Origin of the sequence: Mycolicibacterium sp. MU0053 (genome assembly GCF_963378095.1) — a bacterium.
Classification (GTDB): Bacteria; Actinomycetota; Actinomycetes; order Mycobacteriales; family Mycobacteriaceae; genus Mycobacterium; species Mycobacterium burgundiense.
On sequence record NZ_OY726397.1, the window covers coordinates 1,254,798 to 1,279,940 of the forward strand.

Here is a 25,143-nt window from a genome sequence, read left to right on the forward strand (position 1 = left end):
AGGGTGCACAGTGGCCGAGTCGAAACCGTCCCGGGGTCTCACCGGAGCCGTCGTCAAATTGTGCCGCGGCGGCGATCACGCGCTGACGGTCACGGGCCGCACCGAGCTCAGTCCGCACTATCTGCGCTTGCACTTCGATTCCGGGTCCCTGCTCGACGCCGGGCCCACGCATCCGACGATGTGGGTGCGGGGCTGGTTCCCCGACGGTGACAGGGCCCACCAGCGCGGCTACACCCTGGTCAACCCCGACCCGCGGGCGCGGACGGTCGATATCGACTTCGCGCTGCACGAGGGGTTGGCCACCCGGTGGGCCTGCGCGGCGCAGCCCGGTGACGTCCTGGAGGTCACCGTCTTGGGCAGCAACTTCGCGCTCCCGACGCCGCCGCCGGCCGGCTACGTCATCATCGGCGACACCGCCTCGCTGCCGGCGATCAACTCGCTGTTGGAGGCCATCGACACGGCCCCCACGCACGTGTTCCTCGAGGCCGGTCATGACGACGACCGAGGGCTGCCGGTGTCCGGCGATCCGAAGCTCACCTGGGTGGACCGCCGGGATTCCGGCCAGGCCCTGATCGATGCGGTCCGCGCCGCGGCGTTCGACGCCGCCGACCATTTCGGCTGGGTCGCCTGCGACAACCGGACCACCCGCGGCGTCGCCCGGGTGCTGCGGGAGGAGTTCGCGATACCGCGCAGCGCGCTCAAGGCGCAGGGCTACTGGGCGGCCTGAGCCGCGCGGTCAGCGCGGTCAGCGCGATCGGCGCGACGTCGGCGCGACGTCGGCGCGACGATCGGCACCAGGAATTCCGCCACCATCCGACGCTCGTCGTCGCGGTCGCGGCCGGGGAAGAGCAGCATCGAGGTCAATACCCGCACCAACCAGCGCGCCTTACGGTCGACGGCCTCGGCATCGGTGTCGGTGTCGCCGAGGGACACCACGAATGCCGCGCTCATGGCCTTGATCACGGCGGAGGAATCGGCGATCTCGGCGCCGATCGGTGCATTGCTGGCGGCGAACCAGGATTGCAGGGCGGGGCTGTTGCGCACCAGGTGCAGCGATACCAGGAACGCCTCCACCAACCGGTCGCCCGGATCCTCGATACCGCCGATCCGGGCCACCACCTCGCCGTGCAAGCGGTGCGCTTCGCGGTGCACGAACGCGGTGTGCAACGCCTCCCGGTTCTCGAAGTAGCGGTACAGGGTCGCCCTGGAACAGCCTGCGGCCTGGGCGATCTCATGCATGCCCACCGAGGCGGCCGGGCGTTGGACGAACAACTCGCCGGCCGCGTCGAGAATGCGGTCGGCGGCGACTTCGCCGCGTCGTGAGCCCAGCCAATCATTGCCCGCCATCAGCGCACCGCAACCGGGACGGACAGCGGCCGGCGCACGTAACTCCCGCCGGCCCAGACGATCCCGTCCTCGTCGACCTCGAAGTCCGGGCAGCGGGTCAACAGCTCGGTCAGGGCGACCCGGGATTGCATCCGGGCGGCCGCGGCGCCGAGGCAGTGATGTGCTCCGTGACTGAAGGTGAGGATGTTGCGGGGGCGGCGGGTGACGTCGAGTTCGGCCGCCCCGGCGCCGTACTGGCGCTCGTCGCGGTTGCCGGAGCCGTAGAGCAGCAGCACTTTACGGTCGCGCGGAATCGTGGTGTCGCCGATGGTGACGTCGCGGGTGACGGTGCGGGCCAGGCCCTGCACAGGGGAGGTCAGGCGCAGGAACTCGTCCACCGCAGCCGGGATCAGCTCCGGCGACTCGACCAGCATCCGACGCTGGTCGGGCCTGCGGTGCAGCAGTTGCACCGAACCGCCCAGCATGCCGGTGGTGGTGTCGTTGCCACCGGTGACCATCGTGAAGGTGAACGCCAGGATCGACAGCACCCCGGCGATGTCCCCGTCGGCCCCGACACCGGCCGCGACCAGGTGCGAGACGGTGTCATCGGCGGGTTCGGTCCGGCGGCGCTCGATCAACGCGGTGAAGTACGCCATCATCTCGCCAAGGGCGTCGCCGAGGGTTTCCAGCGCGCCGCCCACGCCGCCTTCGGTGGTGTTGGCCGCCACGATCGCCTCGGTCCAGGCGTCGAAACGGCCGCGGTCGGACTCCGGCACACCCAGGTAATGCGCGACCACCATCGACGGCAGCGGTTTGAACAATTCGGCGACGATGTCCCCGCCGCCGTTGGCGCGCAACCGCTCGATGCGGGCCACCACGAACTCGCGGACCTGAGGCTCCACGGCCTCCACCTGCCGCGGGGTGAAACCGCGCGAGACCAGCTTGCGGAACTGGGTGTGGGCCGGCGGATCCTGCATGACCATCGGGGGATTGTCTTGCAGGCCAATCATTTCTAGCTCACCGTAGTTGACCGTGAGGCCCTGCGCCGACGAGAACGTGCCGTGGTCGCGAGCGGCGGCCCAGATGTCGGCATGCCGGGACAGCACGTAGTAGTCGTGGTCGGGCCGCTGCTCGGGGATCACGTGGTGCACGGGGTCGTGATCGCGCAGCGCCCGGTACATCGGCCACGGCTCGGCCCAGCTGTCGCCATCGGCCAGCCGGAAGACCGGGCGGTCCTGAGACACTTGCGCTGTCATGTCTCATGAATACGACACAAGCGCGGTGATGTCAACCGGTGGGCGTCAGATGATGGCGCCAGGGTTGAGGATCCCGTCGGGATCCAGGGCCTGCTTGATCCGGCGGTTCAACTCCATCGCCTCGGGGCCCAGATAGCCGGCGAGCCACGGTTTCTTGAGCCGACCGACGCCGTGTTCACCGGTGATCGTGCCGCCCAACTCGACGGCCATGTCCATGATGTCGCCGAAGGCCTGCGCGGCGCGCCGGGTCATCTCGGGATCGTCGGCGTCGTACACGATCAGCGGGTGGGTGTTGCCGTCACCGGCGTGGGCGATCACCGAGATCATCAGGTCGCGCTCGGCCGCCAGCGCCTCGATGCCGGCGACCAGGTCGGCCAGCGCGGCCAGCGGTACCCCGACATCCTCGAGCAGCAACGAACCCTTGGCTTCCACCGCGGGGATCGCGAACCGGCGCGCGGCCACGAACGCCGCACCCTCCTCGGGGTCCGAGGTCGAGAACACCTCGCGCGCACCGTGTTCGGTGAAAGCGGCCGCCATGAACTCGGCATCCTCGGTGCCGGCGGCGCCGCGTTCGTCGGAGGTGGCGACCAGCATCGCCACGGCCGTCCGGTCCAGGCCCATCTTGAGCTTGTCCTCGACGGCGTTGATCGCCACTGCGTCCATGAACTCGAGCATCGCGGGCCTGATCCGGGCGGTCACGGTCGAGACCGCCTCGCAGGCCGCGCGCACCGAACCGAAGGTGGCGACCACCGTGCAGGCGCGCGGCTGGGGCGGCAGCAGGCGCAGCGTCACCTCGGTGATGACGCCGAGGGCACCCTCGCTGCCCACGAACAGTTTGGTCAGGCTCAGCCCGGCCACGTCCTTCAGGCGCGGACCGCCGAGCCGAACCGCGGTGCCGTCGGCCAGCACCACCTGCAGGCCCAGCACGTAGTCGGTGGTGACGCCGTACTTCACGCAACACAGCCCGCCGGCGTTAGTGGCGATGTTGCCGCCGATGCTGCAGATCTCGAACGACGACGGGTCCGGCGGATACCAGAGGCCATGCGCCGCAACGGCGTTCTTCACCTCGGAGTTGAGCAGTCCGGGCTGGGCCACAGCGGTGCGGGTGACCGGGTCGACGGTGATGCCGCGCATCTTCTCGGTGGACAACACGATGCCGCCGTCAACGGCGGTCGCTCCCCCCGACAACCCGGTGCCCATCCCGCGCGGCACCACCGCGATGCGATGCCGGGTGGCCCACCGCAGCGTCGCCTGGACGTCCTCGGTGCAGGTCGGTCGCACCACCGCCAGCGGAGTGCCGGCGTCGGGGTCCGCGGCCCGATCCTGGCGGTACGCGGCCACGATGTCGGGATCGGTGACCACCGCCCCGCCGGGCAGTTCGGCGGCCAGGCTGGCGATCTCGGGCGCGGGCACGCCCCCGATCCTAGAGGTGCGGCGGGCGCCCGGTCGGCGGTGCGCTCAGCCGGGTGTTCGGTCCAGTTCGCGCAGCGAGGGCAGGGCAATAGCGACCAGGCCCAGGGCGATCATCGGAATCGACAACGCCAGGAAGGTCACCTGCAGCCCGGCCCCGTCGGCCAGCGGTCCGGCCACGATCAGCCCGACCGGTCCGGCCGCATACGCCAACGAGCCCATCACCCCGACCACCCGGCCGCGCAGGTGCTGCGGGGCCCGGGTCTGCATGACGTAGTTGTAGATCGGCTGGATCGGCCCGTAGGCGAACCCGCCGATCGCGGCGGCCACCAGGATCACCGGCAGCGGCGGCAGCACCGCGATGACCGTCATGGTGCTGCCCAGGGTCAAGACGGCGGCAATCATCGTCACGCGTCGGCTCAGGTATCTCGAGGTGAACGCGTATCCCAACGCGCCCACCAACCCCCCGATCGACAGCGCCATCAGCACCCAGCCCAACTGCGCGGGCTCGTCGCGGTCGGTGAAGTACTTCGGGAACAGCACACTTTCCATCGGCATGTACAGCCCGACCACCGCCAGATCGATCAGCGCCAGCGTGCGCAGCACCCGCAGATTCCAGACGAACCGCAACCCCTCGACGATTCCGTCCCATACCTGTTCGGGCAGTTGGGTGCGGTCCGGGACACCGGCGCCCTCCAGGCGCAACATCCCGATCAGCCCCATCGCCACCGCGAAGGCCGCCGCGGTCACCCACATCGTGTTGATACCGCCGATCGTGGCGATCAGCACCCCGCCGATGCCCGGGCCCACGATGTAGGCGAGGTTGAACACCGCCTCGTACCCGCTGTTGGCCTTGTCCAGCGTCCAACCCGCCCGCGCCGCCGCCTCGGGCAGCATGGTCTCGCGGGCGGTCATCCCGGCCGGGTCGAAGAAGGCGCCGCAGGCGGCCAGCGCGGCCAGCACCGCGACGTTGACCGCCTCGACCCCGAACAGCAGCGCGATCACGGGCACCCCCGCCACCGACAGCGCCGAGAGCAGATCGGAGATCATCGACACCCGGCGCCGGCCCAGGTAGTCCACCGCGGTCCCGGCGAACAGCGTGGCCACCAGCAGCGGCAGCGTGGCCGCCATCGCCACCACGGAGGCCTCCACCGCGGAGCCGTTGCGCTGCAGCACCAGCCACGGGAACGCGATGATCGAGATGCCGTTGCCCGCCCCGGCCGTCAGGGCCGAGAACAGGATCAGCCCGAGCGGTACGCGCGAGGTGCTGACCATGGCGAATCGACGCTAGCAGCGTCGAACCGGTGACGGCACCGGATTTTCGACTGGCCCGATGAACGGGTGCTGCCACATCCGCGAACCGGCCGGCTGTTCGCGTCCCCCGTACCTCCCGGCACCGGCTGGCCGGGAGACCCGGCGACCGCGACGACACCGGTCGCCGAGGACGACACTGCCGTCGCGGAGCTGGCGGCGGCCGCGTCGAACCTGCGGGAACTGGACGCGGAGGTCAGCGTGTGCCGAGCCTGTCCGCGGCTGGTGTCATGGCGCGAAGAGGTCGCCGTCGTCAAGCGCCGCTCCTTCGCCGATCAGCCATATTGGGGCCGCCCGTCCCCGGGCTGGGGTTCGACCCGGCCTCGGCTGCTGATCCTGGGATTGGCCCCCGCCGCCAACGGCGCCAACCGCACGGGACGGGTCTTCACCGGTGACCGCTCCGGTGATCAACTGTTCGCCGCGTTGCACCGGGCCGGCCTGGTCAATCAGCCGCTGTCGGTGGATGCCGGTGACGGGTTGCGGGCCAACAAGACCCGGATCGTCGCCGCGGTACGGTGCGCGCCACCGGGTAACGCACCCACCCCGGCCGAACGCATCACCTGCTCGCCGTGGCTGCTCGCGGAGTGGGCCATGGTCGCGCCCCACGTCCGGGTAGTGGTGACCCTCGGCGGCTTCGCCTGGCAGGTGGCTCTCGGCCTGCTCGCCGGTCAATTCGAGCGTCCCAAGCCCAAATTCGGTCACGGCGCCGTGGTCCAGTTGGCCACCGGTCAGCAGCTGCTGGGCTGCTTTCATCCCAGCCAGCAGAACATGTTCACCGGGCGGCTCACGCCCGCGATGCTCGACGACATCTTCACCGACGCTCGCCGCCGCGCCCGCATCTGAGACGGCGATTCGGGTGCGCTCAGGCGTGCTGATCGCCCCTGAACGCACCGAAGTCGGTGTTAGGTTCACCCAATGGGTCGGGTAGCGGGGGTTCTGCTGACGCTGTTGTTGATCGGGACTCTCGCGGCACCGTCGAGTGCGCACGCCGATCCCACCAACGACCACTGGAATCCGATCTTCAATGAAGACGAGTACATCCCGTTCTACACCCCGCCGGACCCGCTGCCGCCCGGTGATCCAGGCGAGCTGATCCGCACCGAACCGTCGCGGCTGGTGCTGGAGCCCTCCGGCCAACTCGGCATGATCGTGGCGGACGGCACGCGGATCATGTACCGCAGCACCGACGCTCGCGGCAACCCGATCGCGGTGACCGGAACCTACTTCGAGCCGCACAACCCGTGGCCCGGCCAGGGCCCGCGACCGTTGATCGTCTACGGGCCCGGAACCCAGGGCCAGGGCGACCAATGCGCGCCGTCGCGGCAGTTCAACCAGGGCATCCACTGGTCGCCGTGGCTGGACCTGGCCTTCAACTACGAGGAACTGTTCGTCGCGACCATGGTGGCGCGCGGGTTCGCGATCGTGATGACCGATTACCAGGGCCTGGGCACGCCGGGCCTGCACACCTACGTCAATCATGTCGCCGAGGGCAATGCGATGCTCGACGCCGGACGGGCCGCGCTGAACCTCCCGGACACCTCACTGGATCCCGAAGGGCCGGTGGCATTTTGGGGTTACTCGCAGGGCGGAGGGGCGGCGGCGTCAGCGGCCGAGCGGGCGCCGCTCTACGCCCCCGACTTGGATGTCGTCGGCACCTACGCGGGCGCCCCACCGGCGGATCTGGTCGAGATGCTCCCGTACGCCGACGGCAGCGCACTGGTCGGCGCGGTCGGCTACCTGCTCAACGGTTTCATCGCCGCGTATCCGGAGGCCGAACAGGCGATCCGCGCGAAACTGACACCCCGCGGCGTCGATCTGCTGGCCAAGACGCAGGACCAGTGCGTCGCAGAGACGCTGTTCAAGTTCATGTTTCGCCATATCCAGCCCTACTTCAACGAAGACATCAAGCAGGTGGTCGCCAACGAGCCGTTCAAGTCGCTATTCGACCTGCAGAAGCTGGGCCGACTCAAACCCGCCTCGCCGGTCCTGATCGTCATCAACCGATTCGACCCGCTGGTGCCGTGGACCGGGGCCCATCAGTTGGGCCGCGACTGGTGTGAGCAGGGGGTGGATGTGCAGTTCTGGACCAACGAACAGCCGCCGTTCCTGAACAAGGCCGTCATCAACCATGCCCTGCCGATGCTGGTGGACGGTGAACGGGCCATGCAGTGGATCGCCGACCGGTTCAACGGCGTGCCCACCACACCCAACTGCGGGCAGTTCTAGTCCCGAGTGATTTCGGCGTGATTCCGCACGGTCACCGTGTGAGATCACACCCGAATTGGAAGCAAAACGCGTGCCGTAGCGTTGAGACCGCTATGCAGCTCTCTGTCCTCGATCTCGTTTCCGTGCGTTCCGACCAGACCACGTCCGACGCGCTGGCGGCCACGGTGCGGCTGGCGCAGACCGCTGATCGGCTCGGCTACACCCGCTACTGGCTGGCCGAACACCACAACATGCCCGCGGTCGCGGCCACCAGCCCACCCGTGCTGATCGCCTACCTCGCCGCGCAGACCACGCAGATCCGGCTGGGTTCGGGCGGGGTGATGCTGCCCAACCACGCGCCGCTGGCCGTCGCCGAACAGTTCGCGCTGCTGGAGGCCGCCGCGCCCGGGCGCATCGATCTCGGGTTGGGCCGGGCGCCCGGCAGCGACCCGGTCACCTCGATCGCGCTGCGCGGGCCGGCCGGCCGCGACGACTCCGACATCCAGAACTTCCCGCAGTACCTCGACGAGGTCGCGGCGATGATGAGCCCGCGCGGCGTCCGGGTGGAACTGCCCGCGCATCTGGGCCGCCCCGACTACATCCTCAAGGCCACCCCGGTCGCGACGGGGCAGCCGCGGATCTGGCTGCTGGGGTCCTCGATGTACTCCGCGCATCTGGCCGCGGCCAAGGGCTTGCCGTACGTGTTCGCCCACCACTTCTCGGGCCAGGGCACCGAGGAGGCCCTCGAGGTCTACCGCAGCGACTTCCAGCCCAGCGATCACACCTCCGTGCCGGTGACCTTTCTGACCGTCAACGCGTCGGTGGCCGCCACCCGCGCCGAGGCCGAGGCGCTGCTGCTGCCGAACCTGCAGATGATGGCGCGGTTGCGCACCGGCCAACCGTTGGGCGCGCTGGACCTCGTCGAGGATGCGGAGGCACTGCGGCCCAGCCCGCAGGAGCAGCGCATCATCGACGCCGGCCGCACCAAGAGCATTGTCGGCACGCCCGCCGAGGCCGCCGCGCAGCTACGCGCGCTCGCTGAGCAGTTCGGGGTCGACGAGGTGATGGTCAATCCGGTCGGATCGGCGCACCGCGGCACCGACCCGGCGACCGCGCCGGCCCGCGAGACCACGATCGAACTGCTGGCCAAGGAGCTCTTCTAAACCCCGCGCTATGGCTGCAGCACGACGACCGGGATCGGCCGGGTGGTGCGCTGCTGGTACTGCCGGTACATGTCGCGGTTGTTCGCGTTGACCACGTCCCACATCCGCGCGTAGTCGGGGTCGTCGGGCAGCACGATGCGCGCTGTCACACCGAATCGACGCCGCCCGACATTGATCTCGACCCGCGGCTGCTTCTTCAGGTTGAAATACCAGCCGGGCGCCTTGGGACTGCCGCCGCGGGACGCGACCACCAGGTAGTTGTTGCCGTCGTTGGCGTAACTCAGTGAGGTGGTGCGGGGTTGGCCGGTCTTGGCGCCCACGGTGTGCAGCAACAGGGCCGGGGCGAACCCGGGCAGCCGGTGTCCGACCCACCCGCGCGATTTCTGATAAACGGTGTCGTGCACGCCGAGGAACAGCGCCAGGTAGTTCGTCCAGCGGGATTGACTCATGCCGTTCAGTGTGGCAGTTCCGCCAGGGCGTCCCGCAGGATTTGTGCCGTCGCTTCGCGATCCGGATCGCGCCGCACCACCAGGCCCTTGGCGAACGACAACTTGTCGCCGGTCTGGCGGGGCGCGACGTGCAGATGGATGTGGAACACGCTCTGAAACGCGGCCTTGCCGTCGTTGATCACGACGTTGTTGCCGTCGGCGTGCAACCCGGATTGGCGGGCGGCCCGCGAAATGCGTTGTCCCAGCTTGGCCATGCCGGCCACGGTCTCGGGCGGGGTGTCGGTCAGATCCACGTAGTGCCGTTTGGGCAGCACCAGGGTGTGGCCCCGCACAATCGGACGAATATCGAGGATGGCCAGGTAGTCGTCGTCCTCGTGGACCCGGACCGCCGGGGCGTCGCCGACCACGATGGCGCAGAACACGCAAGACATGCCCGCTACGGTAGCGGGCTACTGCAGGTTCTCCTGCGCCCACCGGGCCAACCGGCGATCACGTTCGTCGGCATCGACATCCTCCACGCGGGTCATGACGGCCCAGCGCAGGCCGAACGGGTCCACCAACGACGCGAACCGATCGCCGGTGACGAACGTGTGCAGATCCTCGCGGATGGTGGCGCCGGCCCGCTTCGCCCGCCCCACCACCTCGTCGACGTCCGGGCAGTACAGCACCAGCGAGTGGGTGACGGAGTCCGATCGGACCGGCGCTTGCAGTCCGAACTGGGGATTCGGGTCGCTCAGCTGTAGCCGGCCGTTGCCGAAATCCAGTTCGGCGTGCGCGATCACGGTTCGGCTCCCGTCATTCGATTCCATCTTCTCGGTGAGTTCCGCACTGAACACCGAGGTGTAGAAGGCAATCGCAGCGGCGGCCCCGTCGATCACGAGGAACGGCGTCAGGCTGGTGTAGCCGGCCGGAATAGGTGTGACGTTCATGTCGCCCAGTTTTCTAGGCTGGACACCGTGCCGGATTGGAAAAACGCGCCACCCGTGCGGCCGCAACGCGGCGTGGTCGGGCGGGTCGCGGCGGCCGCGACCTACGACCTGCAGCGGTGGGAACCGTCGTCGGCGGCCGCGGAGTTCGTCGAGCATTTCTGGTCGGTGAGTTGGGACCTGTCCGATGCGGAGGCGTTCGACAGCGTCGTGATCTCGTTCCCGGTGGTGCACCTCACCCACGAATGGGGTGCCGACTCGCCACGGCACGGGTTCGCGCTGCCGGCCACCCTGATTCACGGCGTCGTGCCGGCGGTGTTCACCACGACGATCAGGCGATCGGGGCAAGTGGTCGGCGCGCGTTTTCGGGCCGGTGGCTTCGCGGCGCGCTTCGACCGGGACGCCTCCCATTACACCGGGCGCATCGCGCCGGTGGACGCTGAACTGTTCGGTGCCCCAGTGCACCTGGCGGACGAGCGGGCGACCGCCGCCGCCCGGCTGGACGACCTGATCGCCGAGCACCCCGGCGCACCGGATCCGACCTACCGGTTGCTGACCGGTCTGCTGGAGCGGATGCGCGACGACAACGATCTGCACCGGGTGGGGCAGGTGATGGCGATCTCGCCCTGGAGCGCCCGCACCACGCAGCGCATCTTCCGGCGCTACGTGGGCGTGTCGGCCAAGTGGGTGCTGTGCCGGTACCGGTTGCAACAGGCCGCGCTGGAGATCGAGACCGAACCCGGGATGGACCTGGCGGCGCTGGCGGCCCGCCTGGGCTGGTACGACCAGGCGCATTTCAGCAACGACTTTCGGACGATGCTGGGTTGCACACCGGGCCAGTACGCCGCCAGACATGGTCGCCCCGCCGAATAAAGTCGATATCCTGCGGTCATGGATTCCATCGAGCTGGCGTTCGCCGGTGCCGCCGAACAGGCCCGGATGCTCGCGTCGGGCGAGGTGTCCGCACCCGCGCTCACCGAGCTGTACCTCGAACGCATCGCCCGGCTGGATCCCGAGTTACGCTCGTACCGAGTGGTTTTCGCCGACGAGGCCCGCGCACAGGCCGCCGCCGCGCAGGAGCGGCTCGACGCCGGCGAACGGCTGCCGCTGCTGGGTGTGCCGATCGCGATCAAGGACGACGTCGATGTCGCCGGTGCGACCACCACCTACGGCAGTTCGGCGCATGGACCCGCGCCCACCAAGGACGCCGAGGTGGTTCGGCTGCTGCGCGAGGCCGGCGCGGTGATCCTGGGCAAGACTGCGGTCCCGGAACTCATGATCTGGCCGTTCACCGAGACGGTGTCCTTCGGGGCCACGCACAACCCGTGGGATCTCTCCTACACCCCGGGCGGCAGCAGCGGCGGCAGCGCGGCGGCCGTCGCCGCCGGCCTGGCGCCCATGGCGCTGGGATCCGACGGCGCCGGCTCCATTCGCATCCCGGCCACCTGGTGCGGGCTGTTCGGCATCAAGCCGCAGCGCGACCGGGTGCCGCTCTACCCGCACGACGACGCCTGGTGCGGGATGGTGTCCAACGGCCCGCTCGCCCACACCGTCGAGGACGCCGCGCTGTTCCTCGACGTCACCTGCGACAAGTCGATGCCGGGACCCGAGGGCGGCTTCGTCGGCGCGGCGTCGCGGCCGCCGAACCGGCTGCGAATTGCGTTGACCACCAAGGTGCCTCCGCTGGTGACCGCGCGGGTCAACGCCGAACACGCCGCGGCCGTCCACCAGGCCGGCCAACTGCTGCGCGAACTCGGCCATGATGTCGTGACCCGCGACATCGACTACCCGCGCATGGCGGTGTACGGGCAGGTGCTGCCGCGATATCTGCGCGGAATCTACGACGACGTCCGGGTCCTGCCGCATCAGGAGCGGCTCGATTCGCGGACCCGCGGCATGGCGCGGATCGGCCGGATGTTCTCCGACGCCCGGATCGCCAAGATCCGCGCCGCCGAGGCCGACCTCGCGGCGCGGATGCAGGCGATCTTCGACGACGTGGACGTCGTGATCACCCCGGGCACGGCGACCGGGCCGTCGCGCGTCGGCGCCTACCGCCGCCTGGGCGCGGTCTCGACGCTGGCGCTGGTGGTCGCGCGGGTGCCGTTCCAGGCCGCCTTCAACGCCACCGGTCAACCCGCCGCGGTGGTGCCGTGGGGCCTGGACCGCACGGGCCTGCCGTTGTCGATCCAGTTGGTGGGCAGGCCCTTTGACGAGGCCACCCTGCTGTCGCTGGCCGCCGAGATCGAGGCGGACCGCCCCTGGGCGCAGCGCCGCCCCGCCCTGAGCTAACGGGAGCTAACGGGGCACTTCCCCTAGCGCGAGCGGGCGCGTCCCCGGCCGACACGCCGCCGAATCCACGGGTTTTGCGCACCCTCGCGGGGCGTCATGGCGCGGACTCCAGCACCGCGGCGCGCCAGGCCGCCAATTTCACCGCGAAACTCACCGTATGCGCGGGGCTCGTCGACGGCAGCCGCGCATACGCCACGTCCGCGGTCACCGACACCAGCCGGCGATAGTTCGCCTCGGCGGCACCGCCGGTGAAGAACACCCGCTCGATGGTCGGATACGCGCCGAAGAACGTCTCGAAATCGTTGGCCACCATGCTGTCTCGCTCCACCGCCGCATCCAGGCTGCCGTGCCGCCGGCAGAATGCGAGCACATCCCAGACCGCGTAGCCCGCCGACGTCAACGCCGCCGCGCGCCACTCATAGGGCGCGTCGGCGTCGAATCCGCACAACTGCGCCATGATCGGCCAGAACGCGTTACGCGGATTGCCGTAGTACTGCTGCCGCTGCAGCGACAGCACACTCGGGGCGTTGCCCAGGAACAGCACCCGCGCGCCCGGCGCGACCAGCGGCGCGAAACCCGCGACGCGCGGGCCGCGCAAGGATCCAGACATCACCGGCAATGATGCCCGGTAGGTTGAGCCCTGTGCCGGTGGACCCGCAGATCGAAGCCTCCGGGCTGTTGGACGGCCTCGACGGTGACGCGCGCGCCGATCGCGCGGAGTTGGTCGCCTGGCTGCTGACCAAGGGTTTCTCCGTCGAGCACCTCCGCGGCGCCTTTTCACCCATGTTGCTGGCGTCACGCCGACTGATCGGCGACGACGGCACCTACGTGTCCACCCGGCAGATCGCCGAGAAGACCGGCTTGGATCTGGACACCGTGCAGCGCGTGCAGCGCGCGGTCGGACTGCCGACGGTCGACGACCCCGACGCCGAGGTGTATCTGAGCGCCGACGGCGACGTAGTCGGCCACACCGCGAAATTCCTGGCGCTCGGCTTCGACACCGATCAGATCCTGGTCGCAACCCGCACGTTGGCCGAAGGTCTGTCCAACGCCGCGGAGATCATGCGCTACACCGCGCTGGCGGCGGTGCTGCGGCCGAACGCCACGGAACTGGACATCGCCCAAGCCTCCGAACGGGTGGTCGGCGAGGTCGCGCCGCTGCTGGCCCCGATGATCTCCGACATGCTGATGCTGCAGTTGCGCCACGCGATGGAGACCGAGGCGATCAGCGCCTCCGAGCGCGCCGCCGGTGAACCACTGCCGGGCGCACGCGAAATCGCGGTCGCGTTCGCCGATCTCGTGGGCTTCACCCGGTTGGGGGAGGAGACCCCTCCCGAGGAACTCGAACGCCTCGCGAACCGGCTCGGCGAGATGGCCCGCGACGTCGCGCACCCGCCGGTCCGGTTCGTCAAAACCATCGGCGATGCGGTGATGCTCGTGTGCCCCGACCCGTTGCCGCTGCTGGAGGCGCTGCTCGAGCTTGCCGGCGCAGCGCAGGCAGACGACGAATTCCCGCGCCTGAGAATAGGTTTGGCGTACGGCGACGCGGTCAGCCGGGCCGGCGACTGGTTCGGCAGCCCGGTCAACCTGGCCAGTCGGGTCACGGGCGCGGCGCGCCCGGGCTCGGTCCTGGTGGCCGAAGCGGCCCGGGAGGCGATCGGCGACGCGCCAGGTATCGAATGGTCGTTCGCCGGGGCCCGGCACCTCAAGGGCTTCAAGGGCGAGACCAAGCTGTTTCGCGCGCGCCCGGCGAACTGACCTACTGCGCCGGGGTGACCGGAACGCCCTCCGACGGTTGCACTATGACGAACCCGGCGCCGTGGAAGACGACCTGCATGGCCTCGCCGGAACCGCGTCCGATCAGCGCGCCGGCCTTGAAGCTGGTCTTGAGCTGAGTCTGCAGATTGGCCGACCACGCCACCACCGCGTCGGTGTCGGCGTACGTCGGGGCCTCGGCGGCGTCGAGCACCACCGGCGGCCCGTCGGTGGTCAAAGCGACCCACCCGGTGCCGCGCAACGTGGTGTTGAACAGCCCGCCGGTGGCGATGCTGCCGCCCTTGACCCGTTCGATGTTCCAGTCCAGATTGCTGGAGAAGGCCAGCACATTCTTGCCGCTGATGGACAGTCCGGTGTTCGTCAGCTGCAGCAGGTGCACATCGCAGGCCCGGTCCGCCAGGAACACATCGCCCTGGCCCTGGCAGCGCATCAGCGGCAGGCCCTCGCCGGTGAATGCCTTCTTGATGAAGCGCGATGCGCCGCCGCCCTCGAAGGCGAACTCCACGTTGCCCTGGTAGGCGACCATCGAACCTTGGCGGGCCATGAACGGTTCGCCGAGCCGAACCCGCAACATCCGGGGGTTCTGGTTGGCGACGGCCGCGCCGGAGTGTTCCGCGAAGCGCCCGTCGACCAGGTCTCCGGTGATGCCCGCGAACCCGTCTTGGGCGGCCGGGGCCGGTGCCGCGGCGGGGGTGGCGGGGACGCGCTGCGGCTCGGGCGGTGCGCCGAGCGGCACCTGCTGGATCTGCCCCTGGTGGGAGACCTGGTCGGTCCATTGCTGCCCGTCCCACCACCGGTATTCGAAGCGTCCCTCGGGATCGGGATGCCACTGGCCTGTCATAGTCAGCCCTCCTGAATCGGCGTGCAGGGCCCACAGTAAAGGCGGATCGTTGCCGTTCCCAGGCTCAGCACGCATCCTGGAGGCATGGCAGGCAAGGAAATCGACCGGTCCCGAGCAAACAGTGCGCTGGCAGTGCTCAAACAACATCCGGGGATGGCGCTGTTCGTGGCATCCCCGGCGCTGATCGTGCTGGCGGTGGTGTGGTTCGCGGCCTCCCCGGGCTGGGCGATCCTGCTGTTCATCGCCTTCGCGGCGGCCGGCGGGGCCGCGCTGCTGCTGAAACGCTGACCGCCCGCACGTTCGCCGACGGTGAACGCCGTTCCCTTGCACCTGTAACGGTGTAATCATGTAATCATGAAACGACAACATGGTCGGGGGCACGCGCTTCCCGACGCCGCCGAAGCGGCGGAATGGTTCGCCGGGCGTCTTCCCGACGCCTGGTTCGACGGCGATCCCGAGGTGGTCGTGGACCGCGAGGAGATCACGGTCATCGGTGCACTGCCGGCGCCCGAGGACGACGAGACCAAGGCCCGCGCCTCGGGTCGGGTCGCCAAGTTCCGCGAGGAGACGCGCCCGGAACGCATGCGCATCGCCGACGAGGCCCAGGATCGCTACGACCGCAAGGTGTCTTGGGGTGTCCGGGTGGGCGACGAGCGAATCCTGTTCACCCACATCGCCGTTCCGGTCATGACCCGGTTGCGGCAACCCGAGCGGCAGGTACTCGACACGTTGGTCGACGCGGGGGTGGCCAGGTCGCGCTCGGATGCGCTGGCCTGGTCGGTGCGGCTGGTGGGGGAGCACGCCGAGGACTGGCTGACCCAGTTGCGCGACGCGATGTCCGAGGTCGACGAGCTGCGCGCGCAGGGCCCGCAGCTCTAGGCGCTAGGCCTGGGTCATGTCCCAGTAGGCGCCGCGGCGGGCCAGCAGTTCGGGGTGCGTACCGTGCTCGACGATGCGGCCGTGGTCGACCACCACGATCAGGTCGGCGTCCCGGATGGTCGACAGCCGGTGGGCGATGATGAAACTCGTTCGGTCCCGGCGTAATTCGGCCATGGCGTGCTGGATCAGCAGTTCGGTGCGGGTATCCACCGAACTGGTCGCCTCGTCGAGGACCAGCAGGCGGGGCCGTGCCAGGAAGGCTCGCGCGATGGTGATCAACTGTTTCTCGCCGGCGCTCACCATGCCGTTGTCATCGCTGACCCAGGTGTCGTAGCCGTCGGGCAGGGTGTGCACGAACCGGTCCACAAAGGCCGCCCGGGCCGCCTCGAGCACCTCCTCGGGACTCGCGTCGGGCCGCCCGTAGGCGATGTTCTCGGCGATCGTGCCGCCGAACAGCCACGGGTCCTGCAAAACCATGGCGGTTCCCGAGCGAAACGAACTGGCGCTGATCGTCGCGATGTCGATGCCGTCGACCAGAATGCGGCCCGCATCCACGTCGTAGAACCGCATCAACAGGTTGACCAGGGTGGTCTTGCCGGCCCCGGTGGGCCCGACGATCGCCACGGTGCTGCCCGGCTCGGCGACCAGCGACAGATCCGAGATCACCACCTGATCGTCGCGATAGCCGAAGCTCACCCGGTCGAATTCCACCCGCGGCGGCGAACCGGTGTGCGGGAGCATGGCTTCGGGCTCCGGCGCCATCTCCTGCTCGTCGAGAAAATCGAAAACCCGCTCGGCGCTGGCGATGCCGGACTGCAAGGTGTTGTACATGCCGGCGACCTGGGTCAGCGGTTGATTGAACTGCCGGACGTATTGGATGAAGGCCTGGATGTTGCCGAGGCTGATCTGCCCGGTGGCCACCTTGAGGCCACCGATCACCGCCACCGCGACATAGCTGAGGTTGCCGACGAACATGGTCGCCGGCGAGATCAGCCCGGAGAAGAACTGTGCTCCGAAGCTGGCGTGGAAGACGTCGCTGTTGCGCTCGGTGAACATGGTGCGCACCGCGGCGCGGTGGCCGTAGGTCTTGACGACGGTGAAGCCGCTGTAGGTCTCCTCGATCAGGGCGTTGAGCCGGCCGGTGTTGTGCCACTGCGCCACGAACATTCGTTGTGAGCGACGAGTGATGACCCGGGTCACCCACAACGACAGCGGCACCGTCAGCACGGTGATCAACGCCAGCAGCGGCGAGATCGTCAGCATCATCACCAGCACGGCGAAGATGGTCAGCACGGCCGACAGCAGCTGGTTTATCGAGATCGCCAACGAGGTCTGCACATTGTCGATGTCGTTGGTGACCCGTGAGAGCAGTTCGCCGCGCTGCCGGGTGTCGAAGTGTGCCAGCGGAAGTCGGTGCACCTTGCTTTGGACGTCGGCGCGTAGCGCGACCATGGTCCGTTGTACCGCGACGTTGAGCAGCCGTGCCTGAATCCAGATCAACAGTGCGGCAACCAGATACAGCGTCAGCGCCAGCGCCAGCGTGCGCCCTACCGCGCCGAAGTCCACCCCCTCGCCTGGGATGATGTTCATTCCCGACAGCAGGTCGGCGAAGGTGCCGTCGCCGCGCGCCCGGGCCGCCTCGACGGCCTGTTCCTTGCTGATCCCGGCGGGCAACTGCTGCCCGATCACGCCGTTGAACAGCAGGTCGGTCGCGTGGCCGAGGATCCGCGGGCCGATCACGCCCAGGGCAATCCCGAGGATCGACAGCACGATCACGGTGATGGTCAGGGCGCGTTGCGGGGTCAGCCGTTTGACGAGGCGGATCGCCGCACCCTTGAAGTCGCGGGACCGCTGCGGGGGACCCTGTTCCATGGCGCGCAACCCACCGCGCAGGGGGCCGGTCACGTCTGTTCCCCGGACTCGGCGTGCACCGATTGCGAGTCGGCCAACTCGGCGTAGGTGGGGCATTCGGTGAGCAGGTCGTCATGCGTGCCGACGCCGACCACCCGGCCGTCGTCGAGGACGATCACCTGATCGGCGGCGGCGATCGTGGCAATGCGCTGTGCCACCACAATTACCGTGGCATCGGCGGACACCTCGCGCAGGTTGGCGCGCACCCGCGCATCGGTGTGGACATCGAGCGCCGAGAAGGAGTCATCGAACAGATAGATCTGGGGACGACGGATGACCGCGCGAGCGATGGCCAACCGCTGCCGCTGTCCGCCGGAGAAGTTGATGCCGCCCTGGGCCACGCGCATCTGGAGACCGTCCCGGTGCGCGGCGATGAAGCCGTCGGCGCACGCGACCCGCAGCGCCTCCCACATCTGGGCTTCGGTGGCCTCGGACAGGCCGTAGCGCAGGTTGGCCGCGACCGTCCCGGAGAACAGGTAACCCCGTTGCGGCACCAGGCCGAACGACGACCACAACCGCTCGGTGCGGTAGTGGCGCACGTCGATGCCGTCGACGTACACCGCGCCGGCCGTGACGTCGTACGTCCGGCACAGCAGCGACACCAGTGTCGACTTGCCCGAACCGGTGCTCCCGACGATTGCGGTGGTGCTCCCGGGCGCGGCGGTGAACGAAACGTCATGCAACACAGAGCGTTCCGCCCCCGGGTACTGAAACGACACCCGGTCGGCGTGCACCGCACCGGTGGTGGCGCCGGCGGGTTCCACCGGGTGTTCGGGGTCGGCGACGGCCGGTGCCGTCCCCAACACCTCGCCGATGCGCTCGGCGCACACCGAGGCCCGCGGCAGAATCGCGAGGAAGATCGTGGCCATCAGGACGGCCATCAGGATCTGCATGAAGTAGGACAGGAAGGCGATCAACGCGCCGACCTGCATTTGGCCGGAGTCGATGCGCAACCCCCCGAACCAGATCACCGCGACGCTCGAAATGTTGATGGTCAGCGTCGTCACCGGGAGCATCAGCGCCTGCCAGCGACCGGCCTCCAGCGCGGTGTCCGACAGCGTCTGGCTGGCGGCCTCAAAACGGGTGCGTTCGAACGGTTCCCGCGCGAATGCCCGGATCACCCGGATCCCGGCGAGCTGCTCCCGCATCACCCGGTTGACGCCGTCGATCAGCTGCTGCATGCTGCGGAAGATCGGCAGCAGGTGCGAGATGATCCAGTAGTTCGCCAGCCCCAGCACCGGGATCGCGATGACCAGCAGCCAAGCCAGGCCCGCATCGAGGTGGATGGCCATGAACACCCCGCCGACGCACATGATCGGGGCGGTCACCAGCACCGTGAACGTCATCTGCACCAGCACCTGGATCTGCTGAACGTCGTTGGTGGTCCGGGTGATCAGCGACGACGGCCCGAAGCGCGCCGTCTCGTGCTCGGAGAAGGTCGTGACGTGGTGGAACATCGCGGCGCGCAGGTCGCGGCCGAAACTCATCCCGGTCCGCGAGCCGAAATACACCGCGCCGAGCGCGCAGAGCACCTGCAGCGCGGTGACGGCGAGCATGACGCCCCCGAGTCGGATGATGGCATCGGTGTCGCCGACGGCCACGCCCTCGTCGATGATCGCGGCGTTGACCGTGGGCAGATAGAGCGAGGCCAGCGTGCTGATCAGCTGCAACGTCATCACGGCAGCCACCAGAGATCGGTACGGCCGCACGTACTGTCGCAGCAGCGCCCAGAGCATCCCGTAACTGTTGCACCCCGTGCGGGGGGCGGCAAAACACCTGGTCAGTCCGCGTGTCGATGGTTCGTCTGCGACGCTGCCGCTACAGTGCATGGGGTGAGCAGCAGAACGTGGGCGGCGGCGGCCTTGGCGACGGGTATGGCACTGCTGGCTGGATGCTCAGGTGAGGACGCCAGTGACCCGCAGGCCAGTGGCGACGCGCCGCCGGCGTCGGCCGAGGCCCAGCACGGCCCGGTGTTTCCGCAGTGCGGCGGGCTGAGCGACGAGACCGTCAGCCAGCTCACCCAGGTCCCAGGTCTGGTCAACACCGCCACCAACTCGGTCGGTTGCCAGTGGTTGGCCGGCGGCAGCATCTCCGGGCCGCACTTCTCCTTCACCTCGTTCCGGGGCAGTCCGATCGGCCGGGAACGCAAGACCGAGGAACTGTCCCGCGACAGCGTCGAGGACATCAACATCGAGGGCTACGACGGCTTCATCGCGGTGGGCTCCGACCTGCTGACCGGGACCGACACCCTCTGCGAAATCGGTATCCAGTTCGACGACGACTTCATCGAGGTATCGGTGAGCTACGCCGCCCAACCCTTCCCGGATCCGTGTGAGGTCGCCACGGAACTCACCCGTCAATCGATCGTGAACGCGAAGAAATGAGTGACTCGGTGCGACAAACGCCGCCGCGCAGTGCGCGGAATCGGGTGCTGGCCGGCGTGGCCGCAGTATCCGCGCTGGCCATCCTGAGCGGATGCGCCTCGACGGTCGACGGCACCGCGGTCAAGGCCGGCGCCGGCCCCCGCAACAACGAGTCGGCGGAGACCTATCCGAACCTGCTCAAGGAATGCGACGTGTTGACCACCGACGTGCTGGCCGAGACCGTGGGCGCCGATCCCACCGCGATCCAGAGCACCTTCGTCGGAGCGGTGTGTCGCTGGCAGGCCAACAGTCAGACCGGCCTCGTGGACATCACGCGCTTCTGGTTCGAGTTGGGCAGCCTGGACAACGAGCGACGGGTCGCCGAGGAACTCAACTACCAGATCGAGGACCGCCGGGTCGCCGGCGTCGCCTCGATCGTGATGCGGATGGGCGACGCCAACGGTGGCTGCGGAGTCGCCAGCGACGCCGCCGGCGTGGTCGGCTGGTGGGTCAACCCGCAGGCCCCCGGGGTCGACGCGTGCGGTCAGGCCATCAAGCTGATGGAACTGACGCTGGCGACCAGTTCCTAACGCGGGATGTGAAACGCCGTCAGCGCGGCGCTGCCGAGTTCCACCTCGGCCCAGGACCCGTTGACATGCAGCACCGCCAGCGCCGAGGTCGGATATTTGACCGAAATATGCTCGGCAGCAGTCGCATTGGTTCCCGGGGCGCCGGACAGTGCGAGCGCCAACGCGGATGTTGTCGGTTCGTGGCCGATCACCAGCAACGTGTCCATGTCGAACCCGAAGGTCGTCTCGGCGGCGTTGATCTCGGCGATGACGGCGCCCGGACTGGCACCGTAGAGGCGGTCGGTGATGTGCACGGGGGCCTCGATGCCCGTTCGCTGCAGGGTCTGGCGGGTCCGGGTCGCCGAGGAACACAGCACCGCCTGCACCGGCGGGTCCACCGGGGGCCCGGCGCGCAGCCAGTCCCCGGCCAACCCGGCCTCGCGTTCACCGCGCGGAGCCAGCGGACGGTCGTGATCGGCCACCTCGTCCGGATAGGCCGACTTGGCGTGCCGCATCAGCACCAGGGTTCGTCTCTTCTCGCTCACACCGGCCACGTTAGGCCAACTTGTCGGAGCGCGGTCATACACTCGCCACGACCGGGTTCGAGACACGGCCCGCGGTAGGTGAAGAAGGTAGGGGACGCAGTGCGATTCGTGCACACCGCCGACTGGCAGCTGGGGATGACCCGGCACTTTCTGGAAGGCGAGGCGCAGCCCCGATATTCGGCCGCCCGGCGGGAAGCGGTGGCCGGACTGCGGACGTTGGCCCAGGACTGCGGCGCCGAGTTCGTCGTCGTCGCCGGGGACGTGTTCGAGGACAACCACCTCGACCCGCGGGTGATCAGCCAGTCGTTGGAGGCGATGCGCGCGATCGGGATCCCGGTGTACCTGCTGCCCGGCAACCACGACCCGCTCGATGCCTCGTCGGTGTACACCAGCACGTTGTTCACCGACGAGTGCCCCGACAATGTCGTCGTGCTGGACCGCGCCGGCACCCATCAGGTGCGGCCCGGGTTGGAGATCGTCGCGGCCCCGTGGCGCTCCAAGCGGCCCACCACCGATCTGGTCGCCGAGGTGCTGGCCGACCTGCCGGCCGACGGCACCACCCGCATCGTGGTCGCCCACGGCGGCGTCGATGTGCTGGACCCCGACCCCACCCGGCCGTCGCTGATCCGGATCGCCGCGGTGCAGGAGGCCCTCGACCGCGGCGCCATCCACTATGTGGCGTTGGGCGACAAGCACTCCCGCACGTGCGTCGGAGACTCCGGCCGGGTCTGGTACTCGGGGTCGCCGGAGGTCACCAACTACGACGACATCGAGCCCGACCCCGGGCACGTCCTGCTCGTCGACATCGACGAGTCGGATCCGGCACGTCCGGTGACGGTCGACGCGCACCGCGTGGGGCGGTGGCGGTTCGTCACCCTGCCCGCCTTCCAACTCGACAACAGCCGGGACATCGCCGATCTCGACCTCAATCTCGATCTGCTGCCCGACAAGGAGCGCACGGTGGTGCGGCTGGTGCTGACCGGCACGCTCACCGTGACCGACCGCGCGCGCCTCGATGCCTGCCTGGACAAGTACACCCGGCTGTTCGGCTGGGTCGGGTTGTGGGACCGGCACTGCGACATCGCCGTGGTCCCGGCCGACGCCGAATTCTCCGAGATCGGTATCGGCGGATTCGCCGCCACCGCGGTCCAGGAGTTGATGGCCGCCGCGCGCGGTGACGATCCGGACGGCGCCGAGGATGCCCAAGGTGCGTTGGCCCTGCTACTGCGACTGTCCGGGAAGCTGTCAGAGCCGAAAAGTGGTGCGGCATGAGACTGCATCGGCTCACCCTGACCAACTATCGCGGCATCACCCACCGCGAGATCGAATTCGCCGAGCGCGGCGTCACCGTGGTGTGCGGCGCGAACGAGATCGGCAAGTCCTCGATGATCGAGGCACTGGACCTGCTGCTGGAATCCAAGGACCGCTCCAACAAAAAAGACGTCAAGCAGGTCAAGCCGACTCACGCCGACGTGGGGGCGGAGGTCACCGCCGAGATCAGCACCGGACCGTACCGGTTCGTGTACCGCAAGCGATTCCACAAGAAGTGCGAAACCGAGCTGAGCATCCTGGCACCCGCGCGCGAGCAGCTCACCGGTGACGAGGCGCACCAGCGGGTCCGCGGCATGCTCGACGAGACCGTCGATGCCGGCCTGTGGCAGGCGCAGCGGGTATTGCAGGCCGCGTCGACATCTGCGGTGGACCTGTCGGCGTGCGATGCGCTGTCTCGCGCGCTCGATGTCGCCGCCGGCGACGCCGCCGACGGACTGTCCGCCGGTCTGTCCGGCGCCGAACCGGTGCTGATCGAGAAGATCGATGCCGAATACGCCCGCTACTTCACCGCGACCGGACGTCCCACCGGCGAATGGGCCGCGGCCATCGCGGCGATGAAGACCGCCGAGGCGGAGGTGGCCGCGCGGGCCGCCGAGGTGGCCGAGGTCGACGAGCGGGTGCGGGCCCACGCCACCATGTCCGAGCAGCTCGAGGCGTTGGTCGGGCAGCGCTCGGCGGCGGCCGCCAGACTGGACACCGCCGCCGCGGCCGCCGAGGAGCTGACCGCACTGACGGCCGAGGTGCGCACCGCGGAGTCGGAGGCCGCCGCCAAGACGGCCACGGCCACCGCGGCCGCGGCCGCGCTCGAGGAGCGCCGGCGCGTCCGGTCCGAGGTGCAGTCCCGGCAGGAGGCGCTCGACGCGGCACAGGTGGCCGCCGTCGAAGCGCAGGAGTCCGAGGACACCGGCCGCGAGGTGGTGGTGGAAGCGGAGGCCGCGGCCGCCGCCGCCGAAAAAGAGCTGCACGCGGTCGACGAGCGGGTGCGCGCCGCCAGCAAGGTGGTAGCCCAGCTCGCTGAGCGTGCCGAGGCCGAGCGGCTGACCGCGCTGGTGAGTCGCGTCGATGCCGCGCTGGCCGAACGGGCCGAGGTCGACGCGGCACTGGCACCGATCGTCTTGACCGACAAGATGTTTCGTGAGATCGAGGCCGCGGCCGCGGCCGCCGACCTCGCGCAGGCACAGGCCGAGCTGACCGCGACCGCCATCGAATTCACGGCCGCAGCCGACGTCGAGCTGACGGTGGGCGAGGACCGGGTGACGCTGACGGCTGGCCAGACCTGGTCGCTGAGCGCCGCCGAGCAGGCCGCGGTGTCACTGCCGGGTCTGCTGCGCATCGACGTCAAACCGGCCGCGACTGCGGTGGACACCCACGCGAAACTCGCAGCCGCGCAGCACCATCTGGCGAAGTTGCTGGCTGGCGCCGGCGTCGCCGACCTCGACGAGGCCCGCCGGGTACAACAGCGGCGCATCGAACTGACCGGGCAGCGCGGCCATCTCGACGCGACCCTGTCCGGGATCACCGGCGACGACGACATCGCCGATTTGCGGGCGCGCCTCGAGGCCCTGCGGCCCGGTGCCGATCTCGGCATCGACGCCGAGGCGGCCCACGCCGAACGGTCCGCCGCCGAACAGGCCCTACAGGAAGCCACCACGCACGCGCAGACCCAACGCCGGGTGGCCGCCGCGGCCCTCAAACAGTTGGCCGAGCGGACCACCTCGGCCACGGTATCGCGGGATCGCGCGGTCGCCGCGCAGACCGAACTGGCCACGAGCACCGCACGGCTGGCCGCGCTGCAAGCCGCGCAGCCCGATGAGGATGCAGTGGCGCAGGTCGCCACCGCGACGGCCGCCGCCGAGGCCGCGCGAGCGCGGGTCGCCGAGTTGTCGGCGCGGCTGGCCGAGGCGGGCCCGGACGCGGTGACCGCGGAGCTGGCCGCGGCGCGGACGGCCGCCGACACCGTCAACCAGCAACACGACGACACCGCCCGCGCGCTGCGCGATATCGAGGTGGAGCTCTCGGTGTTCGGCACCGAGGGCCGGACCGGGCAGCTCGACGCGGCCCAGATCACGCGGGAGCATGCGGTCGCGGCGTACGCCCGGGTGCAGCGCCGCGCCCGCGCGGTCGAACTGCTGCGCACCGTGATGGTCCGACACCGCGACAACATCCGGCTACGTTATGTGCAGCCGTTCCGCACCGAGGTGGAACGGTTGGGCCGCACCGTCTTCGGGGAGACCTTCGAGGTGGAGGTCGACAGCGACCTGTGCATCCGGAACCGGACACTCGACGGACGCACGGTGCCCTTCGAGTCGTTGTCCGGCGGCGCCAAGGAACAACTCGGGATCGTGGCCCGGCTCGCGGTGGCCGCGCTGGTCGCCAACGAGGATACCGTGCCCGTGGTCATCGACGACGCGCTCGGCTTCTCCGATCCGGAACGGCTGGCCCGAATGGGAGCGGTCTTCGACCAGGTCGGCGCCGACGGCCAGGTCATCGTGCTGACCTGCTCGCCGGAGCGCTACAACAGCGTCAGCGGCGCCCACCGGGTGCAGCTGAGCGCCTAGGCCCCTTGCGATTTCGGTGCGTTCAGGGGCACTC

Annotated in this window: 25 protein-coding genes; 13 read left to right on the plus strand and 12 right to left on the minus strand. The window is 69.3% G+C overall.

Going from position 1 to position 25,143, the window contains the following annotated elements; all coding sequences use genetic code 11:
- Positions 1-10 precede the first annotated feature (10 nt).
- Positions 11-727, plus strand: a complete 717-nt coding sequence (locus RCP80_RS05940; protein ID WP_308481451.1) for a siderophore-interacting protein — start codon at positions 11-13, stop codon at positions 725-727.
- On the opposite strand, the gene RCP80_RS05945 is transcribed toward RCP80_RS05940, so the two are convergent.
- Genes RCP80_RS05945 through tap form a run of 4 tightly spaced genes read right to left on the minus strand, consistent with a single transcriptional unit; the run spans position 712 to position 5,267 of the window.
- Entirely contained in the window at positions 712-1,347 is a 636-nt protein-coding gene (locus RCP80_RS05945) for a TetR/AcrR family transcriptional regulator (RefSeq protein WP_308481452.1), read from the minus strand. The two genes, RCP80_RS05940 and RCP80_RS05945, sit on opposite strands and share 16 nt — an antisense overlap.
- Positions 1,347-2,582, minus strand: coding sequence for a cytochrome P450 (locus RCP80_RS05950; RefSeq protein WP_308481453.1), 1,236 nt, complete (start codon positions 2,580-2,582; stop codon positions 1,347-1,349). The genes RCP80_RS05945 and RCP80_RS05950 overlap by 1 nt, the downstream gene beginning before the upstream one ends.
- A 45-nt stretch (positions 2,583-2,627) precedes the next feature.
- Positions 2,628-3,995, minus strand: a complete 1,368-nt coding sequence (locus tag RCP80_RS05955) for an FAD-binding oxidoreductase (protein ID WP_308481454.1) — start codon at positions 3,993-3,995, stop codon at positions 2,628-2,630.
- A gap of 45 nt (positions 3,996-4,040) precedes the next feature.
- Positions 4,041-5,267, minus strand: a complete 1,227-nt coding sequence (tap, locus tag RCP80_RS05960) for a multidrug efflux MFS transporter Tap (RefSeq protein ID WP_308481455.1) — start codon at positions 5,265-5,267, stop codon at positions 4,041-4,043.
- 66 nt (positions 5,268-5,333) lie between these two features.
- Here tap and RCP80_RS05965 point away from each other — a divergent pair, with 66 nt between their 5' ends.
- The 3 genes from RCP80_RS05965 to RCP80_RS05975 all read left to right on the plus strand — a co-directional run bounded on the left by RCP80_RS05965 (position 5,334) and on the right by RCP80_RS05975 (position 8,671).
- On the plus strand, positions 5,334-6,146 hold the full coding sequence (locus tag RCP80_RS05965) for a uracil-DNA glycosylase (RefSeq protein WP_308481456.1): 813 nt from the start codon (positions 5,334-5,336) through the stop codon (positions 6,144-6,146).
- A gap of 72 nt (positions 6,147-6,218) precedes the next feature.
- On the plus strand, positions 6,219-7,529 hold the full coding sequence (locus tag RCP80_RS05970; RefSeq protein WP_308481457.1) for a lipase family protein: 1,311 nt from the start codon (positions 6,219-6,221) through the stop codon (positions 7,527-7,529).
- 92 nt (positions 7,530-7,621) lie between these two features.
- Entirely contained in the window at positions 7,622-8,671 is a 1,050-nt protein-coding gene (locus RCP80_RS05975) for an LLM class flavin-dependent oxidoreductase (RefSeq protein WP_308481458.1), read from the plus strand.
- 8 nt (positions 8,672-8,679) lie between these two features.
- Here RCP80_RS05975 and RCP80_RS05980 read toward each other — a convergent pair whose 3' ends face one another.
- From RCP80_RS05980 to RCP80_RS05990, 3 genes are read right to left on the minus strand one after another with little or no spacing between them, the layout of a single operon-like run.
- The gene (locus RCP80_RS05980) at positions 8,680-9,120 is read right to left on the minus strand and encodes a nitroreductase family deazaflavin-dependent oxidoreductase (RefSeq protein WP_308481459.1); all 441 of its coding nucleotides are present in this window, start codon (positions 9,118-9,120) and stop codon (positions 8,680-8,682) included.
- Positions 9,121-9,125: 5 nt separating this feature from the next.
- A complete protein-coding gene (locus RCP80_RS05985; protein ID WP_308481460.1) occupies positions 9,126-9,551 on the minus strand; it encodes an HIT family protein in 426 nt (141 codons plus the stop codon).
- A gap of 18 nt (positions 9,552-9,569) precedes the next feature.
- A complete protein-coding gene (locus RCP80_RS05990; protein ID WP_308481461.1) occupies positions 9,570-10,049 on the minus strand; it encodes a VOC family protein in 480 nt (159 codons plus the stop codon).
- Between the two features lie 27 nt (positions 10,050-10,076).
- Between RCP80_RS05990 and RCP80_RS05995 the strand changes: the two genes are divergently transcribed.
- Together RCP80_RS05995 and RCP80_RS06000 are read left to right on the plus strand one after the other, a co-directional pair.
- A complete protein-coding gene (locus RCP80_RS05995) occupies positions 10,077-10,919 on the plus strand; it encodes an AraC family transcriptional regulator (protein WP_308481462.1) in 843 nt (280 codons plus the stop codon).
- An 18-nt stretch (positions 10,920-10,937) separates the two neighbouring features.
- Positions 10,938-12,335: an amidase gene (locus RCP80_RS06000; protein WP_308481463.1), complete on the plus strand. Its 1,398-nt coding sequence runs from the start codon at positions 10,938-10,940 to the stop codon at positions 12,333-12,335.
- A 94-nt stretch (positions 12,336-12,429) separates the two neighbouring features.
- Here the strand turns inward: RCP80_RS06000 and RCP80_RS06005 are convergent, their stop codons facing one another.
- Entirely contained in the window at positions 12,430-12,945 is a 516-nt protein-coding gene (locus tag RCP80_RS06005; protein ID WP_308481464.1) for a DNA-deoxyinosine glycosylase, read from the minus strand.
- Positions 12,946-12,977: 32 nt separating this feature from the next.
- On the opposite strand from RCP80_RS06005, the gene RCP80_RS06010 reads away from it, so the two are divergent.
- The gene (locus RCP80_RS06010) at positions 12,978-14,093 is read left to right on the plus strand and encodes an adenylate/guanylate cyclase domain-containing protein (protein ID WP_308481465.1); all 1,116 of its coding nucleotides are present in this window, start codon (positions 12,978-12,980) and stop codon (positions 14,091-14,093) included.
- A gap of 1 nt (position 14,094) precedes the next feature.
- Here RCP80_RS06010 and RCP80_RS06015 read toward each other — a convergent pair whose 3' ends face one another.
- Positions 14,095-14,952: an AIM24 family protein gene (locus tag RCP80_RS06015; RefSeq protein WP_308481466.1), complete on the minus strand. Its 858-nt coding sequence runs from the start codon at positions 14,950-14,952 to the stop codon at positions 14,095-14,097.
- A gap of 84 nt (positions 14,953-15,036) precedes the next feature.
- Here RCP80_RS06015 and RCP80_RS06020 point away from each other — a divergent pair, with 84 nt between their 5' ends.
- Together RCP80_RS06020 and RCP80_RS06025 are read left to right on the plus strand one after the other, a co-directional pair.
- Positions 15,037-15,240, plus strand: coding sequence for a hypothetical protein (locus tag RCP80_RS06020; RefSeq protein WP_308481467.1), 204 nt, complete (start codon positions 15,037-15,039; stop codon positions 15,238-15,240).
- A 66-nt stretch (positions 15,241-15,306) separates the two neighbouring features.
- Entirely contained in the window at positions 15,307-15,831 is a 525-nt protein-coding gene (locus RCP80_RS06025; RefSeq protein WP_308481468.1) for an ATP-binding transcription factor AbmR, read from the plus strand.
- Positions 15,832-15,834: 3 nt separating this feature from the next.
- Here the strand turns inward: RCP80_RS06025 and RCP80_RS06030 are convergent, their stop codons facing one another.
- Complete coding sequence (locus RCP80_RS06030) at positions 15,835-17,736, minus strand: ABC transporter ATP-binding protein (protein WP_373693457.1); 1,902 nt, start codon at positions 17,734-17,736, stop codon at positions 15,835-15,837.
- A complete protein-coding gene (locus RCP80_RS06035; RefSeq protein WP_308481469.1) occupies positions 17,733-19,478 on the minus strand; it encodes an ABC transporter ATP-binding protein in 1,746 nt (581 codons plus the stop codon). The genes RCP80_RS06030 and RCP80_RS06035 overlap by 4 nt, the downstream gene beginning before the upstream one ends.
- A gap of 138 nt (positions 19,479-19,616) precedes the next feature.
- On the opposite strand from RCP80_RS06035, the gene RCP80_RS06040 reads away from it, so the two are divergent.
- Together RCP80_RS06040 and RCP80_RS06045 are read left to right on the plus strand one after the other, a co-directional pair.
- Entirely contained in the window at positions 19,617-20,126 is a 510-nt protein-coding gene (locus RCP80_RS06040; protein WP_308482724.1) for a DUF3558 domain-containing protein, read from the plus strand.
- Positions 20,123-20,695, plus strand: coding sequence for a DUF3558 domain-containing protein (locus tag RCP80_RS06045; protein WP_308481470.1), 573 nt, complete (start codon positions 20,123-20,125; stop codon positions 20,693-20,695). Before RCP80_RS06040 ends, RCP80_RS06045 begins: the two co-directional genes overlap by 4 nt.
- Here RCP80_RS06045 and RCP80_RS06050 read toward each other — a convergent pair.
- Positions 20,692-21,219, minus strand: coding sequence for a SixA phosphatase family protein (locus RCP80_RS06050; RefSeq protein WP_308481471.1), 528 nt, complete (start codon positions 21,217-21,219; stop codon positions 20,692-20,694). The genes RCP80_RS06045 and RCP80_RS06050 overlap by 4 nt on opposite strands.
- A 99-nt stretch (positions 21,220-21,318) precedes the next feature.
- Here RCP80_RS06050 and RCP80_RS06055 point away from each other — a divergent pair, with 99 nt between their 5' ends.
- Together RCP80_RS06055 and RCP80_RS06060 are read left to right on the plus strand one after the other, a co-directional pair.
- Positions 21,319-22,491, plus strand: a complete 1,173-nt coding sequence (locus tag RCP80_RS06055) for a metallophosphoesterase family protein (RefSeq protein WP_308481472.1) — start codon at positions 21,319-21,321, stop codon at positions 22,489-22,491.
- Positions 22,488-25,109: an AAA family ATPase gene (locus RCP80_RS06060; RefSeq protein ID WP_308481473.1), complete on the plus strand. Its 2,622-nt coding sequence runs from the start codon at positions 22,488-22,490 to the stop codon at positions 25,107-25,109. The genes RCP80_RS06055 and RCP80_RS06060 overlap by 4 nt, the downstream gene beginning before the upstream one ends.
- Positions 25,110-25,143 lie beyond the last annotated feature (34 nt).

Bases quoted from the DNA above. Each gene is read 5' to 3' on its own strand.
- RCP80_RS06025 (WP_308481468.1), top strand. From the start codon at position 15,307: ATGAAACGACAACATGGTCGGGGGCACGCGCTTCCCGACGCCGCCGAA.
- RCP80_RS06020 (WP_308481467.1), top strand. From the start codon at position 15,037: ATGGCAGGCAAGGAAATCGACCGGTCCCGAGCAAACAGTGCGCTGGCA.
- RCP80_RS06000 (WP_308481463.1), top strand. From the start codon at position 10,938: ATGGATTCCATCGAGCTGGCGTTCGCCGGTGCCGCCGAACAGGCCCGG.
- RCP80_RS06060 (WP_308481473.1), top strand. From the start codon at position 22,488: ATGAGACTGCATCGGCTCACCCTGACCAACTATCGCGGCATCACCCAC.
- RCP80_RS05980 (WP_308481459.1), bottom strand. From the start codon at position 9,120: ATGAGTCAATCCCGCTGGACGAACTACCTGGCGCTGTTCCTCGGCGTG.
- RCP80_RS05975 (WP_308481458.1), top strand. From the start codon at position 7,622: ATGCAGCTCTCTGTCCTCGATCTCGTTTCCGTGCGTTCCGACCAGACC.
- RCP80_RS06040 (WP_308482724.1), top strand. From the start codon at position 19,617: ATGGCACTGCTGGCTGGATGCTCAGGTGAGGACGCCAGTGACCCGCAG.
- RCP80_RS06015 (WP_308481466.1), bottom strand. From the start codon at position 14,952: ATGACAGGCCAGTGGCATCCCGATCCCGAGGGACGCTTCGAATACCGG.
- RCP80_RS06045 (WP_308481470.1), top strand. From the start codon at position 20,123: ATGAGTGACTCGGTGCGACAAACGCCGCCGCGCAGTGCGCGGAATCGG.
- RCP80_RS05985 (WP_308481460.1), bottom strand. From the start codon at position 9,551: ATGTCTTGCGTGTTCTGCGCCATCGTGGTCGGCGACGCCCCGGCGGTC.
- tap (WP_308481455.1), bottom strand. From the start codon at position 5,267: ATGGTCAGCACCTCGCGCGTACCGCTCGGGCTGATCCTGTTCTCGGCC.
- RCP80_RS06005 (WP_308481464.1), bottom strand. From the start codon at position 12,945: ATGTCTGGATCCTTGCGCGGCCCGCGCGTCGCGGGTTTCGCGCCGCTG.
- RCP80_RS05970 (WP_308481457.1), top strand. From the start codon at position 6,219: ATGGGTCGGGTAGCGGGGGTTCTGCTGACGCTGTTGTTGATCGGGACT.
- RCP80_RS05945 (WP_308481452.1), bottom strand. From the start codon at position 1,347: ATGGCGGGCAATGATTGGCTGGGCTCACGACGCGGCGAAGTCGCCGCC.
- RCP80_RS05990 (WP_308481461.1), bottom strand. From the start codon at position 10,049: ATGAACGTCACACCTATTCCGGCCGGCTACACCAGCCTGACGCCGTTC.
- RCP80_RS06035 (WP_308481469.1), bottom strand. From the start codon at position 19,478: ATGCTCTGGGCGCTGCTGCGACAGTACGTGCGGCCGTACCGATCTCTG.
- RCP80_RS05950 (WP_308481453.1), bottom strand. From the start codon at position 2,582: ATGACAGCGCAAGTGTCTCAGGACCGCCCGGTCTTCCGGCTGGCCGAT.